We start from the raw sequence: 17,814 nt of genomic DNA, 5'->3' as shown, positions 1-17,814 counted from the left end.
GACTATTCATGCGTTCTATCAGCAGGAGGAAGCACAAGCCCACATTGCAAGGTGCCAATTTCCCGCACGCTTTACTTGGCTTGAAGAGCAACAAGGACGACGAGCGACGCTCGACTGCCCGGAGTTGGAGACATGGAAGGCGGTACTGGATCCTCAAGGACTCACACTGGTGTTTCCTACTGCTTTTATGAATAACCCGTCCTCCATGTTTGGCCACACCCTGCTGCGCGTCGACGCCAAAGACCAGACGCGTCATAAAGAGTTAGTGGCGTTTGCGGTGAATTTCGCCGCGGAGCCGGAAACGCAAGACAACGCAGCACTCTATGCGATGAAAGGGTTGTTTGGCGCTTATCCAGGTCGCTATACCGTGATGCCCTATTACAGAAAGGTAAGGGAATACAATGACATCGAGTCGAGAGATATTTGGGAATACCCCCTCAACTTAACAGAAGATGAAGTGGAACGGGTCTTACTGCATCTCTGGGAAATGCAGCAAGCTCAATTTGATTACTATTTCTTGGATGAAAACTGCTCTTACCAACTGCTCGCTCTTTTGGAATTGGCTCGTGAAGATCTCTATTTAGTCGATCAGTTCCCCGTTCAGGCCATTCCTTCGGATACAGTCAAAGCCCTCGCGGCGCAAGATCTGTTAGCCGCGCCCCAGTATCGTGCGGCCTTTGGTACACGCTTACTGCATCAATCGCAGTCGATGAGTGATGAGCGCTTTGCTGCGGCGCAACGCGCAAAAAAGGGCATCTACCCTAGCGCATCAGAATACAGTGATGCTGAACGTGCGGCGATCCTTGAATTCGCCTATGAGTGGCTTAACTTTGAGCTCTACGATCAAGGGTTAGAACGCGACCCTACCGCCAAACAGCTCACCGATCTTTTGTATCAACGCAGTATCATTAAAACCCCCTCACCCTTCAGCGACGTCCGCGTACCTAGCGTATCGCCTGAACATGGGCATGGTTCTGCCCGTGTCGGGCTAGGCTACCGCTACTCCGATCTCAACCGTCATCGGCTCACCTTAGATTGGCGCGCCGCGTATCATGATCTATTAGACTCGCAAGCTGGATTTATTCCCGGCGCACAAATTAGCTTTCTTGATGCGCAAATGAGCCTTGATGACAACGGCACAAGCCGGTTAGAGAAGCTGTATATTATTGATGCAATGGCGCTTGCGCCGAGTAATCGCGTCTTCAGCAGTTGGGCATGGAATATTCGCACAGGCTTTGACAGACAGCCCGATAGCACCAACACGTCCGGACGCTGGTTCGGCCAAGGGGGAGTGGGAAAGGCATGGGGGGATCCCAATCTCGTACACGGCTATACGCTGCTCTCCGCTGAATTAAGTGGTGGTGCGCTGACCGACTACCAAGCCACTCTCGGCGCAGGGGCTGAGGTAGGCCTGCTCTATCAAATCAATCAGACGCATAAAGTGAGCGTGCAGGGCCAGTACCTCAGTCTGTTCGATTCTCGTGCCTCTCACAAAGCCCAAGCCAGTACGCACTGGCATTGGTCCATGACGTCAGATTTCGCCCTTCGCAGTGAAGTAAGCTACCGGCACTGGCATCGTGACGAGCTTCTCACGCAGTTGACGGCTTACGTTTATTACTAGCGTTATCCCTTAGCCGCCTGTGCTACACTGGTCGAGCATGACCCATTACAGCATCGAATTGGGGTTATCATGCTCACCAAGGAACACGCTTTACTATGACCATTCAACACGGTTTTTTACTGACACGCCAAGCACGCGATGTTGGACGCCGCACTCAAATTGACCTCTGGCTCTCTTCCGCGCAAGGGCCGATGCAACTGGTCATTGAGGGCGAAAAACCCGTGTTCTTTATCCTGCAATCGCATATAGACCAAGCGCGCGAGATCAACTTACAGCATGGGTTCGATGCCACTATCCAACCCCTCGAACTGACAGACTTTACCCACACCCCTCTCGCGGCTTGCTACAGTACCACCATTCAAACGGCGACGGCCTTCAGCCAACAGTTGAAGCAGCAAGATGTCCTCGTTTTGGAAGACGACATCCGCCTTGCGGATAGATTCCTCATGGAACGATTTATTCAGGGTAGCGTAGAGTTTGTCGGTCACGTAGAGCAAAAGTCAGGCTATGTTCGAGTCAGCAACGCCAAATGTCGCCAAGGCCAATACACCCCAACACTCCATGTGGTGTCGCTTGATATCGAATGCTCCGAAAAAGGCCTTCTCTATTCGATCGGGTTAGACAGCCCCAAAGACAGTCGCGTGATTATGGTGGGAACGCCACAAGCCGCCGATACTCCGATAGAGTGGGTCAGTGATGAGAAAGCCCTCCTCCAAGCTCTGATTCACTGGTTCCAAACCTATGATCCCGATGTGGTCATCGGATGGAACGTGATTGATTTTGACTTTCGCTTGCTCGATAAACGAGCCCAATGGCACAAGATGGCGCTCTACTTAGGGCGAGGCAACCAAAAAGCCTACTTCCGCTCATCTGCGTCGACCGGCCAAGCGTTTATCTCGATCCCAGGTCGCGTCGTCATGGACGGTATCGACACGTTAAAAACCGCGACTTACCACTTTCGCAGTTGGTCATTGGAGTCCGTTTCTCAGGAGCTTCTTGGCGAAGGGAAACAGATCCACAACGTCCATGATCGCATGGATGAAATTAACCACATGTTTCGACACGACAAACCCTCTCTCGCCCGCTACAACCTGCAAGACTGTGTATTGGTCAATAAAATCTTCGCCCATACCCATTTGCTCGATTTTGCCATCGAACGATCGCGGTTAACCGGTGTTGAGTTGGATCGCGTCGGAGGCTCTGTCGCCGCATTCACCAACCTCTACCTACCGCAGATCCATCGCGCCGGTTACGTGGCACCCAACTTACAGCCTGAAAACTGGCTAGCCAGTCCCGGGGGCTATGTGATGGATTCAATCCCGGGTTTGTACGATTCGGTGCTGGTGCTGGATTTTAAAAGCCTCTACCCTTCGATCATTCGCAGCTTTCTGATTGACCCAATCGGGTTAGTCGAAGGGCTGAAGCTTGAGGTGGGTAAAGAGGCCCACCAAGCGGTGGAAGGCTTTCGTGGCGGCCAGTTCCACCGCAGCACCCACTTTCTGCCTACCATGATTGAAACCTTATGGGCCGCGCGCGATAGAGCGAAGAAAAACAATGAAAAGGCCTTTTCTCAGGCCATTAAGATCATCATGAACTCCTTCTATGGTGTATTAGGCTCCTCGGGCTGCCGCTTCTTTGATACACGCCTCGCCTCTAGCATCACCATGCGCGGCCACGAGATCATGAAGCAGACCAAACGCCTGATTGAATCCCAAGGCTATCAAGTGATCTACGGCGATACCGATTCGACCTTTGTGTCACTAGGGACAAGCTTAAGCCAGCAAGAAGCTGATGCTATAGGCCAGCAACTGACCACACACATTAATGCGTGGTGGAGTGAGCATCTTAGCCAAGAATACGGTTTAACCTCGATGCTTGAGCTGGAATACGAAACCCATTACAAAAAGTTTTTGATGCCAACGATTCGCGGCCAAGAAACAGGGTCGAAAAAACGCTACGCAGGATTGATTGTCACCGAGAGCAACGAACGCCTCGTGTTTAAAGGATTGGAAAGCGCCCGTACAGACTGGACGCCACTGGCACAGCGCTTTCAAAATGAGCTCTATCGCTTAGTCTTTCACGGTGAGGATCCGTGTCAATACGTTAGAGATTGTGTCGAGCAGACGTTAGACGGGCGCTTTGATGAGGAGTTAGTGTATCAGAAAAGGCTACGGCGCAAACTTCATGAGTATCAAAAGAACATTCCGCCTCAAGTGCGAGCCGCTCGAATGGCGGATGAAATAAACGCGCAACTTGGTCGACCTTTGCAATACCAAAACAAAGGCCGAATCGAGTACCTCATCACCACACAAGGGCCTGAACCCAAAGAGTATCGAAAGAGTCCGATTGATTATCAGCACTACATTGATAAACAACTCAAACCCGTCGCAGATGCAATTCTGCCCTTTATCGGGCTCGACTTTGCACGCTTGAGTGAGCCTCAACTTGGCTTGTTCTAACCGATTTTAAATTCCGTCTTTTGGTACTGTTTGACCAACCAATCACCAAAGGAATCCAACAGACCCACCACAGAGCGTTTAGGGATAACACGCCCAGACAGTAAAATCCCCAAGCGCTCAATGTCGAGCTGCTTTTCAGGATGGTAGCGTAAGAATTGCTGGCCGCACTCAATGGGATCATCGAACCACTGTTTGTCTCGAACCATCACCAATGAGTAGCTTGCTCGGAGCAGCTTTTTGGCGATGATGATTTGAGCATGACTTTGGTCTTCGGGTTTGTTGCTGCGCGCAATTCGATTGCGGTACACGGCAATCCAATCCTCGACGTCCATGTTCCACTGCTTAGCGATTTCCCAACTCGGCTCATAATCGCCAAAGCACTCCGAGAGATCTTCACCATGAATACACACCGCGCAATGACGCAATAAAAATCCCCAAGAAAGAATACCCTCTAAACTCGCCACCTCACTGGCTAAACCAGTTTTAAAAGCAACCCCAGTAATAAACGGATAACGCTTTTGAAAGTGAAATTTGATGGTATTAAACAGAGATGACCGCGAATCGCTAAAAGAGCGATGCGTAATCACGATGACATCCATATTGGACTTCCCTTCGACCGCCGTTTTACGCGCCACGCTGCCATAGAGATAAACGCTGTGGAGATTGTCACCCAGCCCACTTTGTAAATAGGCCATCAGCTCCCCTATTGCAGGCTGATAACGAGCTTGGAACGGTTGAGTTGGGTCGATAACGGGAAGAGGCATGCGGTAACAGTCTGAACTTATTGTCAATCAATGGTGACTTTAATGATCGCTCACACGCTCTGTGCAATCAAGTTATTCCTTCTCAAAGAATAACTGATATATAATGCGCCAAAATACACCCATATGAAGGAAAACGTTCATGCCTAAGGCAAGTGAGCTAAAGAAAGGTTTTGCGATTGTATCTAACGGCAAAACGCTACTCATCAAAGATATTGAAGTGACGACTCCTGGCGGTCGCGGCGGTTCAAAAATTTATAAACTGCGTTGCACTGATCTCACGACTGGTGCTCGCGTTGATGAGCGCTACAAGTCCGATGACGTACTTGACACTGTCGACATGTTCAAACGCGCCGCAGCATTCTCATACGTTGATGGTGACGAGTACATTTTCATGGACAATGAAGATTACACTCAGTACACCTTTAAACGCGATGATATCGAAGATGACTTGCTATTCATCACTGAAGAGATTCAAGGCTTACACGTGGTTTTAGTCAACGGCAATGCGGTTGCACTTGAACTGCCCGCTTCAGTTGAACTTGTGATTGAAGAGACCGACCCATCGATCAAGGGTGCGTCAGCATCTGCTCGCACCAAGCCTGCTCGTTTCTCGACTGGCCTTGTCGTGCAAGTACCTGAGTACATAGCCACTGGCGATCGCGTCATCATCAACACTGCTGAACGTAAATACACAAGCCGAGCGTAATATGTCTGATCTAATTTCTTACGATGACACCATTGGCACGGCCTACGACATCTTTCTAGAGATGGCTCCCGATAACCTTGAGCCCGCAGATGTGATTCTGTTTACGGCGCAATTTGATGACCGTGGTGCTGCCGAACTGGTTGAAACCGGAGAAGATTGGGCGGGCCATGTTGGCTTTGATGTCGACAAAGAGACGTATGCAGAGGTTCGGGTTGGACTCGTCAATGAAGACAATGACGTGTTGGATGACGTATTCGCGCGTCTATTAGTCAGCCGCGATCCAGAACATAAGTTTTGCCACATCCTGTGGAAGCGCGACTAACCCCCACTCTTGTATCGCCATGGCATAAAAACAAAAATCCCCGAGTCAAAGACTTGGGGATTTTTTATGGAATTCGGACTGCCATCATCGCACAGGGCGCTGTTTGTCAGATCAACCTTCTGTTTTCACGTTTTCAACTCGGGCTTTCAGTTTTTGCCCAGGACGGAAGGTGACTACACGGCGTGCACTGATAGGAATGTCTTCACCAGTTTTCGGGTTTCGACCTGGTCGTTCATTCTTATCACGAAGATCAAAATTTCCGAACCCTGACAGTTTTACCTGTTCGCCACTTTCTAGAGCTTTACGAATCTCTTCGAAAAACGCTTCAACCGTTTCCTTGGCATCCCGTTTACTGTATCCAAGCTTTTCAAACAGGTTTTCAGCCAAATCGGCTTTTGTGAGCGCCATAAAACTTTCCTCAAAGCTGTGTTAAACATAGTTGCGCCAAGGCAACACCCAGTACTTTCGGTAAGCCAATCAACAACATATCGGCGTTACTTTGAAAAGTGTATGCCAAGCTTCTGATTTTCGCCAACTTTTTTATCTATCTGCCTATCACTTGGCGAGAAAGCCAACAGTGACGAAACGCTAAGCATCAGAATTATAAATAGATTTTAACGCAACTTGGCGATCAATCATGCCAAAATTCTGTGAAAAAATCGTCCAATTCTAGTGGATAATGTCATTTTGATAATTAAATCAACAACCCAACACTTAAGTTGCATTAGATCACAAAACTAGCGCAATCCAGATTTTTTTGCATCGCGCACCGAACCACGCTCATCATTTCTTGGGATTAAGATCCAACCAGAATATTAACCAAGTTGCATTTGCGTGAATTGTGTGCAACAACAAGAGTGTTCACATAAAAATAAACACGACAACGTCATGGCGACCAACCGCTCCCGAGCAAACAGCCCCCTATCGGTGAGACCAATTTCTGCGTCCGTCTCTAAAGAGGAAGCAAAACATGCTTGGTTTTATCAGGTAGAAGAAAACTATGCCGAAGAGGCGAATGTGTTTTTTCAAAAAGCACTGGATTGTCGTGTACGCGCATTAAAACTCTGCCTTTCGTATGATGGTTCACCACCCCTAGAGCAACAACTCTCTTCCCGCGCTTATTTTGATTCACTCGCCCTCCCACAAGGTGAACTGAGGTACTATGATTACCAAAAACTAAGCACTCCAGAGCTCTCCAGAACAGACGCGAATCATCACAATCAGAGCGGTCATCGATACTGCCAACCTAACGATAAAAACAACGCGCAATCACAACAACGTCAACCCATGGTGAAATCCAGAACTCATGCTTAATTTTGTCCTTCAAGAGCTTATGTACCCCAAGGCCATCGTGCTGTTTATGACAGCGATGTTGGTACTGACTTGGTCTAGTTACTTCTGTTACTCACTGTATAAAAAGCACGGTGCAAGCAGTCTTAACAGCTACTTTTACTATGTGACCTACACATTTGGCTTGTTTATTTGGATTCTTAGTAACTACTACTTTCATACCGGATTGCTGCCATTGCTCGGTGAGAAAGCGGCGGTCTTAATGGCGATTGTCGCCAATATTTCTGCGCTAGTCGCCTTCGCTTCTGCGTATCATTTTACCGCTAAGCTGCGCACCTATTACGCAAGTAAACGCGTCCCCGTGTTCCAATCCATTGTGGCATGGAGCGTATTTGCTTTTGGTTTAGCTTGTAACCTTTTACCGGATTTGACCGTACAAGGCGCCTCTATTTCAGGCCCAAGTCAGTTCATATTGGAGTTTGGTCCGTATACTCAGCCCTTTTTCCTCGGTTTGACCACCTTGGTGGTGCTGACGTTTATCAATTTGCTCTCTTTAACGGCAAGTGAAAACCGTATTCAACGGACTCGAATCAACTACATGATTCTTGGTATGGCCATTTTTATGTGCTCAACGGCAGTCATTCAGCTTGGCTTTACCTATTTCCTCAATGACTTCTCGTTGACTTGGCTACCACCTGCACTCTCTGTCAGCGAAATGCTCTTCATGGGCTACGCGCTGCTTACCTCTCGCTTTTATAGCTCGCGCTATATCCTGTATATCGGTTTGAGCTTCGCCGTGACACTGTTCGTCTATTTTTCTGCCATCACCTTACTGCCCATATTTGATGATTCACACGCGTTTGAGGTGGTCACCATAGTCGCAATTGTTGGCTTATCTTGGTCCAAACTTTACCGCAGCTTGCAACGTTCCATTAGCTATATTGTGTATGGCGATCCGGTGTCTCCAGTGGAAAAAATCATCAAGTTGGAGAACGAATTTCATCACTCACCAACGCAAGCGATGGACAAACTCGCACGCTACCTCGATGTACCTGAAAATAAACTGCGCTTGTTGGATGACTTTCAAGGAGCAAGCTTTTACCGTGATTACTTTGAAACCCACACCGCACCACTTGTGCTCGATGAGGTGGAAGAAGCGATGGCAAAAAGTGGCAGTAGCAAACTGAGTCAAGTTCGCTCAGCGATGAAAAAGACACAATCCGCCCTAGTTCTGCCTATTTATGAAGGTCGAAATAAACTGTCGCATGTCTTGGTCTCAAGTGAGAAAGATGGCGGATTAAACTTCTCCTATGAGGAACTTGAAGCGCTGCAACGGGTGCTCTCCAAAGTTCAAGCGCACATCAACTACGAACGTAAGGTCAAACAGTCTCAGGCATTAGCCAATTCCATTGCACATGAAATGCGTAACCCACTCAGCCAAGTGCAGTATGAGTTTGAGCATCTCAACTTAAAAATTCGCCATTTGCCCGCCCATTTTGAATTGATGACACACGTCGACAACGGCAAGCAAGCCGTCCTGCGTGGTCGCCAGCTGATCGATATCATATTGCGAGAGGTGAACAGTGCCTCGCTGGATCAAGAGCCCGCGTTGGCAACATCGATCAGCGCCTGCGTGCGCAGCGCTGTCGAAAACTATGGCTTTGACGATGAACCCACTCGCCGCCGTGTCCACCTAAAACTGAATCAAGATTTTGTCGCTAAGGTAAACGAGACACTGTTTAACTTTGTGATTTTCAATCTCCTTCGCAACGCCATTTACTATTTTGACTCTTACCCAGATAGCCACATCACCATTGAAACCGTGCTTGGGGAGAACGACAACCGACTCGTTGTTACCGACACAGGCCCAGGTATTCCAGCGGATCTTCTTGAGCGTATTTTTGATGATTTCTTCAGTCACCGTAAGAGTGGTGGTAGTGGGCTAGGTCTGGGCTATTGTCAACGCGTGATGAAAGCGTTTGGTGGGACAATTCAGTGCCGCTCAGAACAAGGCAAATTTACCGAGTTCACGTTGAGCTTTCCCCCCACCACGCAAAAGCCTGTCGTCACGCCGAATAAATCAACGCCCGCCGCTGAGCCTACAAATAAAGTAAAACCGCGTGATCGCCAAGTGGTTTCGAGCCCTACCGCTCCGGGTGCGCCAGTGGTGTTGGTGGTCGATGATAAAGAAGTGCAACGTGCGTTAGTCAAACTGTACGTCGAACAACTGGGCTATCGAGTGATTATGGCAAATAACGGTCGAACCGCGCTCGACATCATTCACGATAATCCCGTTGAGTTGGTGTTTATGGATATCCAGATGCCGGTCATGGATGGCTTTGAAGCCTCTAGACGCATCAAGGAGTCTTACCCAAGCATTCCTATTATTGCGCTCAGCGGAGAGGCAGAGAGCGCCAGTGTAACGAAAATGGCCAAGCTGATGGATGGTCGCCTCACCAAGCCAGCAACCAAAGAGGCGTTGGCGAGTGTGCTCAACCGTTTCTTTAACAAAGAAGAAGTGTTGTAACGATACGCAGTGAGGCGTTCTCCCTCACTCACCTAGACGCTCAAGCACTTTTTCACATAGCTGCTTGAGCATCACCATCTCTTCCAGGGGTAAATTGATTTTACATGACAGCGCAGTGGGCACGGTAAGGGCTTGCTGCTTCAACGCTTTTCCGTGCGAGGTGAGATTGAGGACCCGCACGCGCTCATCACTCTCACTGCGCGCTCGTTCTACAAACCCTTTGCTTTCCAAACGTTTTAACAGTGGCGTCAAGGTCCCTGAATCGAGGTATAACCGAGCACCCAGCTCTTTGACACTGACGCCATCTTGCTCCCACAGCACCATCATCACTAGGTATTGCGCGTAAGTGAGATCCAATGCATCCAGTAGCGGTCTGTATGCTCGGCCAACTGCGTTAGCCGCACTGTATAGTGGAAAACAGACTTGATTCTCGAGTTTTATTTTATCCTCATCACTCAAGGGGGGCGTCACATGACAAGTGTCCATAGTATTAACCTTAAAAATAAATTGTGCACAATATAGTTGCAAAACAACTTGGGTTCGATATATGATTGCAAACAATTAAATTGCGCACAACTTAAATAACCAAGGAGATACCTATGAGCACACTCTACAAAACTCAAGCAACCGCATCTGCTGGCCGTAACGGTCAGGTTCAAACTGACGACGGTCAACTTTCGCTTAGCCTTGCTTATCCGAAAGAGATGGGTGGCACAGGTGCAGCGACTAACCCAGAGCAACTATTTGCCGCAGGTTATGCCGCCTGTTTTTCTAACGCTCTGCTCCACGTTGCGCGTGAAGGCAAGGTCACATTGAAAGAAGCGCCGGTAACCGCTGAAGTCGGTATCGGTCCAAATGAGCAAGGTGGCTTTGCACTCACCGTGAGCTTGAACGTCGCACTCGCTCTCGACGATGCACAAGCACTAGAGCTGACGAAAATCGCTCACCAAGTGTGTCCATACTCCAACGCCGTTCGTGGCAACATTGACGTTCATGTCACGGTGAATGGTCAAACGCTGTAAACCAATCCCTACGACAACAACGCCGACCCATTGGGTCGGCGTTGTTGTTATAGAATGTATATTAAATCAAATTGGACGTCTAGATGTTTACACACCCATAAAAAACGAGTAAGTTAGTTTTACTCATCTGAGACAGGGAAAGGTTGAATTAAATTAATGATCGAGCTTAAGCATTTGAAAACATTGGTATCGCTGCGAGATACCGGATCACTCACCGCAACCGCAACGTCACTGCACTTGACCCAATCGGCCCTTTCTCATCAAATCAAAGATCTCGAGTCTCGCATAGGCAGTCCGCTCTTTCTGCGTAAAACTCGTCCGGTGAAATTCACTTCTGAAGGACAAATCTTACTTCGCGTCGCCGATGAGGTTCTGCCCAAGCTAGCGCGCGCAGAAAATGAGTTGGCAAGCCTCAAAGAAGACGTCAACGGACGCCTGCACATGGCGATAGACTGCCACTCCTGCTTTCAGTGGTTGATGCCTGCGCTGCGTGAGTATCAAATTGCGTGGCCCAGTGTCACACTTGATTTTTCATCAGGTTTCTCGTTTGAACCCCTGCCCGCATTGATCAGTGGCGAGTTGGATCTGGTTATCACTTCAGATATTCAACCGCGCTCTGAAATTCACTATGAACCGCTCTTCGACTTTGAAATGCGCTTAATCACCTCGACCACGCACCCGCTTGCGACAAAAAACCGTATCGAACCACGCGATCTTGAAGGCGAAACCATGATTTCCTATCCAGTGCAGAAAAAACGCTTAGATGTAGTGAAACACTTTTTGACTCCGGCGGGGGTGGAGCCGGCAAAGTGGAAACAAGCAGACAATACACTGATGTTGGTGCAGATGGTGTCCGCGGGGCTCGGTATCGCGGCGCTACCTAACTGGGCAATCAGTGAATTTTCTCGTCAGGGTTTGATCACCAGTATTCCTTTGGGAGACGGACTGTGGCGTCGACTGTTCGCGGCGACCAGAGACAGTGATAAGGGCAAACGCTATCTACAAGCGTTTTTCCATACCGCTCGGCAACAGTCGAAAAGTCATTTAGAGGGAATAAAAACGGTGTAACCTCTAAAGGTTACACCGAGACGGTTCGTCACGCCGATACCTAGCTTCGCTGTCAGGTATTGAACCGACATCGACGCTGAATTGAGTGAAGTCCTACCGTTGGTTTGACTTGAACTGGTTGGTGAGCGGGTCATATTGGTAGCCAAGCACATCCAATTTGCCAATCACTGTCTCTGCATCCATTTCATAGGTGCTTACCAACTCTTCGAGACTGTCACACTCCAGTCTCAGTTTCTCGTTCACGATACCAAGTAAAATCGTGCTATCGAAACGGCCAACATTACTAAGATCCATCGCTGCGCTCCTTTGTCGTGTTGATAACACAAGCTTAGACCTTCAGCAGAAAAATAACAGTGACCGAGACTAAAGAACGAATAAGCCCTGATTAACCGTCACCGCACCCAGCAACATCACCAGTGCAACCGCCAACTGCGGCTTAGTGATGCTTTTACTGAGCAACATATGCCAGCTCCAAACCACCACAGCAGTGATGAGAAGCGCAAAACTGACCAGCAACGGCTGCGTTGCCATGGTGAGCGTCTGCTCGTCCAATGAAGACGCTTTAAGCAGTACAGTAATGCTCATTATCATTGCAGAAGCCACCCCCGCGACAGGTAAAATTCGATGAAACGCTTGCAATCTCGTTTTTGCCACCGTCAACAGCAAATGGGCAAACAATCCGCCTAGCAACACAACCTGAACTAAAACACTCAACCCAGCAGCAAAGCTCGATTGTTCAGTGATCATGATTCCAACGTAAGCCAGCGCTAAACCATTCGCCAAGTACATCACCCATAACGGTCCTTGCACTCGTGTTTTCTTAGTTTGAACCTGAGAATAGAAATAGCCGATAGCGAACACCACCATCATGGCTTCAATACGTAAGGAGGCAACCGCTAACCACAAAATCGCGATAGCGGGTAGTACCTTATGAATACGCCCACGCTGGCCTGGGCAGATGTCACCTTTAACGAGAATAAGGGTTAAGATCAGTTGCGCGCCGAGCAACATCGGTGCGAAAGAGGCAAGCAAATCAGGAATCATAATCTGTCAGATAATTGAATGAACAAGGCGCGAATCATAACAGACTGGTGAGATGCTTCAATACAGTGCGCTGCTCGACAATGCCTTTGAACGCGCCTTCCTTGTCGACCAACACCCAGGGAAAGTGCGGGTACTGCTCCAACAGTGCCGCCATACTATCGAGCGGGGTTTGCCAATAGATGATCGCCGCAGGCGGCGACATAATACGGTTTGCGGTTTTCAGCCACATGTTGCGCTCTTTGCTGCTTTCTAAATCGGTGCCCATGGTGGGCGTCAGATGTAAGTTCATCGAAGCGCGCTCTATCACACCCAGACATTCCCCTTCATCGATCACAGGTAAGGCTTGTATCGTTTTGTCCTGAAATTTCTGAAAGATCAGTGACAGCGCCACCGTAGGGCTAAGGTGGCTGACGTTGGGCGATACCAAATCCGCTAATGATGGCTCACCGCTGCTTGAACGTGGCGCATCGGGCAATTGGCAGTAGTCCTCAACCAATCTAAGGTCATCAAGGCTCATCGGCTTTGAAAAGTAGTAACCTTGAACATAATTGACGCCGAGACTGGCAATCACCTGGTACTCTTGTTCCGTTTCCACCCCCTCTGCCACGACCCTGAGGCCAAGCTTTTGTGCTAGCTTAGTGATGGAAGCCACTAAATGGTACTTACGGCTGGTTTCACTGATACCACTCACAAACACCCGATCAATCTTTAACACATCAAAATAGCTGCGATTGAGATACTCAAATGACGCACTGCCTGTGCCAAAATCATCTACGGCGATGAGCACACCTGCCTCTCGTATCGCCGACAACATCGATTCTTGATAGCTGTCACTCTCAAAATAGGCGCTTTCGGTAAACTCGATGGTTAATCGATCAGGGTCAATTTTCAATCTGTCCACCATCTGCACCGTACGGCCCAAGACTTCCCCAATATCGTGTTTTGAGTTAAGGGAGCGGTTAACAGACAAGCCCACTTGAGCGCCAAAGCGCTTTTGTAATTCGGGCAGCATCGACATTGCTCGATGGCAAATCATATCGTCGAGCTCGACGATCAAATCAAGGTCTTCAATGACACTCACCATCTCTTGCGTATTAGTGTTCAATTGATCATTGATTGGAAAACGGCACAGCGCTTCAAACTTATCAATCTGACCCGATTTAATATCCACCAAAGGCTGGAAGTGGACATCCACCAGACCACCTTTCACGCACTTGATCGCGAACTCCTCCAACGCTTTCTTGCGCTCTTGTGCTTGATGCATCTCTCGGTCGAAAAACGCAATACGTTTGCCTTCACTCTGGTTCAGCTCCAGTAACGCCTGAGTCGCATGGGAAATCAAACGCGAAGGGTTATTCGCATCGACCCCCAGTACCGATACCCCGGTTAATCCGTCACGCAATGCCAAGGCAATCTCTCCTTGGGCACGCTTGAAAAGGTGAAAAAAGTTCTTCACTGCTTTGCGTACTTCTCGAATTCGCTCTTCGGCGGTGGATTCCGCTATCGACAAACACACCGCAAAACGACCATTACCCAAATAGCCGCAGCTTGCCACTTTGGTGCTCTCAATCAAATAACTGGCAAATTGCTTTTTGACTTGATGCGCTTTGTCGGCAGGAAACTTTGGCTGCAATACCAACATCACCGCATTCAACGCATCCGGCGCTTGCTCACATTGTTGCTCCAGTTCGGCAATGAAACTGTCTCGAGAGGGTAATAAGGTCAGTAGGTCAATGCCATCGGTTTCCAAGCCATCAATTTTATCCAGCTGCTTGGAGAGATCAGACGTAACACCAATATAGATACGCTCGCCACTGGCACGCTCAATTGCCGTAATTGAGAGCTCTTGTGGCACGGTGGAGCCATCCGCTTTCAAGGTGATGATCGGTCCGCTCCATGCCCCACAACGATTTACACTCGCCCACATCGCTTCATAAAATTCGTCACTCAGCTTGTCGGCATTAAAAATACTGGTTTTCAAACCCACAATTTCATTGAGTAAATAGCCAGTATTTTGTTCAAAGCGACGATTACACGCCAAAATGCGAGTTTGCGCGTCGGTGATGACCACACCGCGCGTCTCACTTTCAAATGCGGAGCAAAACAGGTCACTGGCGTCCGAGCGGGAACCAATCACCAGACGTGGAGAAAAGCAGCCTGAAAGCACGTTGGTCGCTTCTCTGTTGACGTCAAACTCAACGTAAGCAAACACGGCATGAGGGATCAGCAAACAACAATGGAACCTGTCCATCTCACCGGTTTTCAGCACCGACTTGAACACACTCTGACAGCGCTTACGGTGTAACGTAGGAAGCAGCTTGAATAACTGCTTCGCCGAAACGCTCGCCACATTCTGGCCAAACAAAAGCTGCATCGCATCGGGATCGCAACTAAAAGTCTGGTTGTTAAGGTCCAAACGCCAATCAAACGTGCTGTACTTGGGGTGATTAGAAGGCTCTGCTGTGGTTTCAAGCGCATGCACTTGAAAATTCTCTTCCATGCTCGTAAACACCTGTGTGGTTTATGTTGATGAGGTTAATTTTAGACTGGATGCTCGAAATAATCCGTTAACCTGCCGTGTTTATACGTAAAAAAATGAGGGCTATGTTGAGGTAGATAGATGAATAACAAGCCGCTATAATTCGCGCTCCCTGGCACAGAGAGCAAAATATGTTCAACGATATTACCCCGATTCACCAATACAAAAAGTACTGGGCCGAGTGTTTTGGCACCGCGCCATTCCTTCCGACCAGTCGCAAGGAAATGGATGCTTTAGGTTGGGATAGCTGTGACATCATCATCGTCACAGGCGACGCCTATGTGGATCATCCCAGTTTTGGTATGGCCATCATCGGACGTCTTTTGGAAGCCCAAGGGTTTCGTGTCGGGATTATCGCTCAGCCAGAATGGCAAACCAAAGATGCCTTTATGGCGCTTGGCAAACCTAACCTTTTTTTCGGCATCACCGCCGGCAACATGGACTCGATGATCAACCGTTACACGGCGGATCGCAAATTACGCCATGATGACGCTTATACCCCAAACAACGAAGGGGGCAAGCGCCCAGATCGTGCCACTTTAGTCTACTCGCAGCGCTGTCGTGAAGCCTACAAAGGTGTGCCTATCGTACTGGGGGGTATTGAAGCCAGCTTACGTCGCCTTGCGCACTACGACTACTGGTCAGATAAAGTACGTCGCTCCATTTTGTTTGATGCCAAAGCCGATATCTTGCTGTTTGGTAACGCAGAGCGCGCACTGGTTGAAGTCGCGCACCGTTTAGCCGACGGCGAAGCGATCGCGAATATGACCAATATTCGTGGTACCGCGGTGAACTTGGCGGCCGAGCCAGAAGGTTACACCATCATCGACTCATCACGTATTGAGAAGCCACGTAAAGAGGCGTTTATTCCGCCAAATCCTTACGTGGTGGAAGAGCAGTGCGACACCAAAGCGAAACAAGAAGAGACAAAGCCACAACCGATCACGATTCGCCCTTCGCGACACGATGCGAAAACCACCGCAGTGCGCCTGCCTCATTTTGAAAAACTCAACAATGACCGCATACTTTACGCGCACGCCAGTCGCATCATGCACCTTGAGACAAACCCGTACTCAGGACGCGCTCTGATTCAAAAGCACGGTGACCGAGAGCTATGGGTCAACCAAGCGCCAATTCCTCTGACCACAGAAGAGATGGACTACGTGTTTGGTCTGCCTTATGCACGCGTGCCTCATCCGATGTACGGCAAAGCAAAAATTCCTGCCTATGACATGATCAAGACGTCAGTCAACATCATGCGTGGCTGTTTTGGCGGCTGTTCATTCTGCTCCATTACCGAGCACGAAGGCCGCATCATTCAAAACCGCTCCCAAGAGTCCATTTTGAATGAGTTGGAAGAAATTCGAGACAAAGTGCCCGGCTTTACCGGAACGATTTCTGATTTGGGCGGCCCTACGGCCAACATGTATCGCCTCGGCTGTAGCGATCCGAAAGCGGAAATAAACTGTCGTCGTCCATCGTGCGTCTTCCCTGGCATCTGTAATAAACTCAATACTGACCATAAGCACACCATCGACCTTTACCGCGCGGCGCGCAAAGTCGAGGGGATCAACAAGGTGATGATCGCCTCTGGTGTGCGTTATGACTTGGCGATTGAATCCCCAGAGTACGTTAAGGAGTTGGTTACGCACCACGTGGGCGGCTACCTGAAAATTGCACCAGAGCATACCGAGAAAGGTCCGCTTGATTTGATGATGAAGCCGGGCATGGGTGCCTACGACCGTTTCAAAGAGATGTTCGAAAAATACAGTGCAGAAGCAGGCAAGAAGCAATATCTGATTCCCTACTTCATCTCCGCCCACCCTGGCACAGAAGATGAAGACATGCTCAATCTGGCCCTTTGGCTGAAAAAGAATGACTTTGAGTGCGATCAAGTGCAGAACTTCTACCCATCACCGATGTGTAATGCGACCTCAATGTATTACTCAGAGACGAATCCGCTCAAGCGCGTTAAATATAAGCAGCGTGAAGTGGTGCCCGTTGCGAAAGGAGAGCGCCAGCGTCGTTTACACAAAGCTCTGCTGCGCTATCACGATCCGCAAAACTGGCCACTGATTCGTGAAGCTCTGATCAACATGGGTAAAAAGCACCTGATCGGTGATAAGCCGAGTTGTCTCGTTCCGGCTGAAGACAGTTCCGCCCAGACGCCTGCGCAACGCAGAAAATCCGGACGTCACGGCTCCAATCGCTTTGCTACTAAGCACACGAAAACTCAGCCTGGCTTTGAAAAAATGCATGGCAGTGAAAAAGGTAAAGCGAGTAAAAACAGCGGAAATAAGAAAGGCAAAGCGCCAGCGGGTAAAGCCTCACGCGATCATGTGATTGCAGAGCAAGGCCGATCCAATGGCCAAGGCAAGCGCAAACCCAAACACCGCTGACAAATGAGGTTCAAAAAAGGGGCAAACGCCCCTTTTTTGATCTCTGTTTTAAG

Annotated in this window: 15 protein-coding genes; 9 read left to right on the top strand and 6 right to left on the bottom strand. The window is 49.0% G+C overall.

What is annotated here, in order from left to right; translation table 11 throughout:
- Both AC6R0L_RS00880 and AC6R0L_RS00875 read left to right on the top strand, forming a co-directional pair.
- The coding region (locus tag AC6R0L_RS00880) for an Lnb N-terminal periplasmic domain-containing protein (protein WP_500627958.1) at window positions 1–1,621 on the top strand (1,621 nt) is incomplete at its 5' end.
- A gap of 95 nt (window positions 1,622–1,716) precedes the next feature.
- Window positions 1,717–4,080 (top strand): DNA polymerase II, encoded by a 2,364-nt coding sequence (locus AC6R0L_RS00875; protein ID WP_500627957.1) that lies wholly within the window; start codon window positions 1,717–1,719, stop codon window positions 4,078–4,080.
- On the opposite strand, the gene AC6R0L_RS00870 is transcribed toward AC6R0L_RS00875, so the two are convergent.
- Window positions 4,077–4,844, bottom strand: coding sequence for a nucleotidyltransferase domain-containing protein (locus AC6R0L_RS00870; protein WP_500627956.1), 768 nt, complete (start codon window positions 4,842–4,844; stop codon window positions 4,077–4,079). The genes AC6R0L_RS00875 and AC6R0L_RS00870 overlap by 4 nt on opposite strands.
- A gap of 139 nt (window positions 4,845–4,983) precedes the next feature.
- Between AC6R0L_RS00870 and yeiP the strand changes: the two genes are divergently transcribed.
- Both yeiP and AC6R0L_RS00860 read left to right on the top strand, forming a co-directional pair.
- Window positions 4,984–5,550: an elongation factor P-like protein YeiP gene (gene yeiP / locus AC6R0L_RS00865; RefSeq protein ID WP_334550677.1), complete on the top strand. Its 567-nt coding sequence runs from the start codon at window positions 4,984–4,986 to the stop codon at window positions 5,548–5,550.
- A gap of 1 nt (window position 5,551) precedes the next feature.
- Complete coding sequence (locus AC6R0L_RS00860; RefSeq protein WP_500627955.1) at window positions 5,552–5,872, top strand: HI1450 family dsDNA-mimic protein; 321 nt, start codon at window positions 5,552–5,554, stop codon at window positions 5,870–5,872.
- A 111-nt stretch (window positions 5,873–5,983) separates the two neighbouring features.
- On the opposite strand, the gene ihfA is transcribed toward AC6R0L_RS00860, so the two are convergent.
- A complete protein-coding gene (gene ihfA, locus AC6R0L_RS00855; RefSeq protein WP_334550680.1) occupies window positions 5,984–6,280 on the bottom strand; it encodes an integration host factor subunit alpha in 297 nt (98 codons plus the stop codon).
- 435 nt (window positions 6,281–6,715) lie between these two features.
- Here ihfA and AC6R0L_RS00850 point away from each other — a divergent pair, with 435 nt between their 5' ends.
- Together AC6R0L_RS00850 and AC6R0L_RS00845 are read left to right on the top strand one after the other, a co-directional pair.
- Window positions 6,716–7,186, top strand: coding sequence for a hypothetical protein (locus tag AC6R0L_RS00850; protein WP_500627954.1), 471 nt, complete (start codon window positions 6,716–6,718; stop codon window positions 7,184–7,186).
- Window positions 7,179–9,689: a response regulator gene (locus AC6R0L_RS00845; RefSeq protein ID WP_500627953.1), complete on the top strand. Its 2,511-nt coding sequence runs from the start codon at window positions 7,179–7,181 to the stop codon at window positions 9,687–9,689. Before AC6R0L_RS00850 ends, AC6R0L_RS00845 begins: the two co-directional genes overlap by 8 nt.
- A gap of 24 nt (window positions 9,690–9,713) precedes the next feature.
- Here the strand turns inward: AC6R0L_RS00845 and ohrR are convergent, their stop codons facing one another.
- Window positions 9,714–10,175, bottom strand: coding sequence for a transcriptional regulator OhrR (ohrR, locus tag AC6R0L_RS00840; RefSeq protein ID WP_334550685.1), 462 nt, complete (start codon window positions 10,173–10,175; stop codon window positions 9,714–9,716).
- Window positions 10,176–10,288: 113 nt separating this feature from the next.
- Here ohrR and ohr point away from each other — a divergent pair, with 113 nt between their 5' ends.
- Complete coding sequence (gene ohr / locus AC6R0L_RS00835) at window positions 10,289–10,711, top strand: organic hydroperoxide reductase Ohr (RefSeq protein ID WP_500627952.1); 423 nt, start codon at window positions 10,289–10,291, stop codon at window positions 10,709–10,711.
- A gap of 156 nt (window positions 10,712–10,867) precedes the next feature.
- Window positions 10,868–11,779, top strand: a complete 912-nt coding sequence (locus AC6R0L_RS00830; RefSeq protein WP_487902084.1) for a LysR substrate-binding domain-containing protein — start codon at window positions 10,868–10,870, stop codon at window positions 11,777–11,779.
- A gap of 93 nt (window positions 11,780–11,872) precedes the next feature.
- On the opposite strand, the gene AC6R0L_RS00825 is transcribed toward AC6R0L_RS00830, so the two are convergent.
- The 3 genes from AC6R0L_RS00825 to AC6R0L_RS00815 all read right to left on the bottom strand — a co-directional run bounded on the left by AC6R0L_RS00825 (window position 11,873) and on the right by AC6R0L_RS00815 (window position 15,323).
- Window positions 11,873–12,073 carry a DUF4250 domain-containing protein gene (locus AC6R0L_RS00825; protein ID WP_334550693.1) on the bottom strand — a complete coding sequence of 67 codons (201 nt, stop codon included), beginning with the start codon at window positions 12,071–12,073 and terminating at the stop codon, window positions 11,873–11,875.
- A gap of 69 nt (window positions 12,074–12,142) precedes the next feature.
- On the bottom strand, window positions 12,143–12,823 hold the full coding sequence (locus AC6R0L_RS00820) for an HI_1241 family integral membrane domain (RefSeq protein WP_500627951.1): 681 nt from the start codon (window positions 12,821–12,823) through the stop codon (window positions 12,143–12,145).
- 34 nt (window positions 12,824–12,857) lie between these two features.
- On the bottom strand, window positions 12,858–15,323 hold the full coding sequence (locus AC6R0L_RS00815; RefSeq protein ID WP_500627950.1) for an EAL domain-containing protein: 2,466 nt from the start codon (window positions 15,321–15,323) through the stop codon (window positions 12,858–12,860).
- Window positions 15,324–15,493: 170 nt separating this feature from the next.
- Between AC6R0L_RS00815 and AC6R0L_RS00810 the strand changes: the two genes are divergently transcribed.
- A complete protein-coding gene (locus tag AC6R0L_RS00810) occupies window positions 15,494–17,761 on the top strand; it encodes a YgiQ family radical SAM protein (RefSeq protein ID WP_500627949.1) in 2,268 nt (755 codons plus the stop codon).
- The last annotated feature ends 53 nt before the right edge of the window (window positions 17,762–17,814 follow it).

The sequence above is a fragment of the Vibrio sp. R15-SG3-ISO1A genome, from assembly GCF_059833955.1.
The sequence above is the reverse complement of the archived record's forward strand: the minus strand, read 5'-3'. Positions and strand labels throughout refer to the sequence as shown.

What these genes read in the sequence shown, in the direction of transcription:
- AC6R0L_RS00875 (WP_500627957.1), top strand. Translation starts at nt 1,717, where the DNA reads ATGACCATTCAACACGGTTTTTTACTGACACGCCAAGCACGCGATGTT.
- AC6R0L_RS00870 (WP_500627956.1), bottom strand. Translation starts at nt 4,844, where the DNA reads ATGCCTCTTCCCGTTATCGACCCAACTCAACCGTTCCAAGCTCGTTAT.
- yeiP (WP_334550677.1), top strand. Translation starts at nt 4,984, where the DNA reads ATGCCTAAGGCAAGTGAGCTAAAGAAAGGTTTTGCGATTGTATCTAAC.
- AC6R0L_RS00860 (WP_500627955.1), top strand. Translation starts at nt 5,552, where the DNA reads ATGTCTGATCTAATTTCTTACGATGACACCATTGGCACGGCCTACGAC.
- ihfA (WP_334550680.1), bottom strand. Translation starts at nt 6,280, where the DNA reads ATGGCGCTCACAAAAGCCGATTTGGCTGAAAACCTGTTTGAAAAGCTT.
- AC6R0L_RS00845 (WP_500627953.1), top strand. Translation starts at nt 7,179, where the DNA reads ATGCTTAATTTTGTCCTTCAAGAGCTTATGTACCCCAAGGCCATCGTG.
- ohrR (WP_334550685.1), bottom strand. Translation starts at nt 10,175, where the DNA reads ATGGACACTTGTCATGTGACGCCCCCCTTGAGTGATGAGGATAAAATA.
- ohr (WP_500627952.1), top strand. Translation starts at nt 10,289, where the DNA reads ATGAGCACACTCTACAAAACTCAAGCAACCGCATCTGCTGGCCGTAAC.
- AC6R0L_RS00830 (WP_487902084.1), top strand. Translation starts at nt 10,868, where the DNA reads ATGATCGAGCTTAAGCATTTGAAAACATTGGTATCGCTGCGAGATACC.
- AC6R0L_RS00825 (WP_334550693.1), bottom strand. Translation starts at nt 12,073, where the DNA reads ATGGATCTTAGTAATGTTGGCCGTTTCGATAGCACGATTTTACTTGGT.
- AC6R0L_RS00820 (WP_500627951.1), bottom strand. Translation starts at nt 12,823, where the DNA reads ATGATTCCTGATTTGCTTGCCTCTTTCGCACCGATGTTGCTCGGCGCG.
- AC6R0L_RS00815 (WP_500627950.1), bottom strand. Translation starts at nt 15,323, where the DNA reads ATGGAAGAGAATTTTCAAGTGCATGCGCTTGAAACCACAGCAGAGCCT.
- AC6R0L_RS00810 (WP_500627949.1), top strand. Translation starts at nt 15,494, where the DNA reads ATGTTCAACGATATTACCCCGATTCACCAATACAAAAAGTACTGGGCC.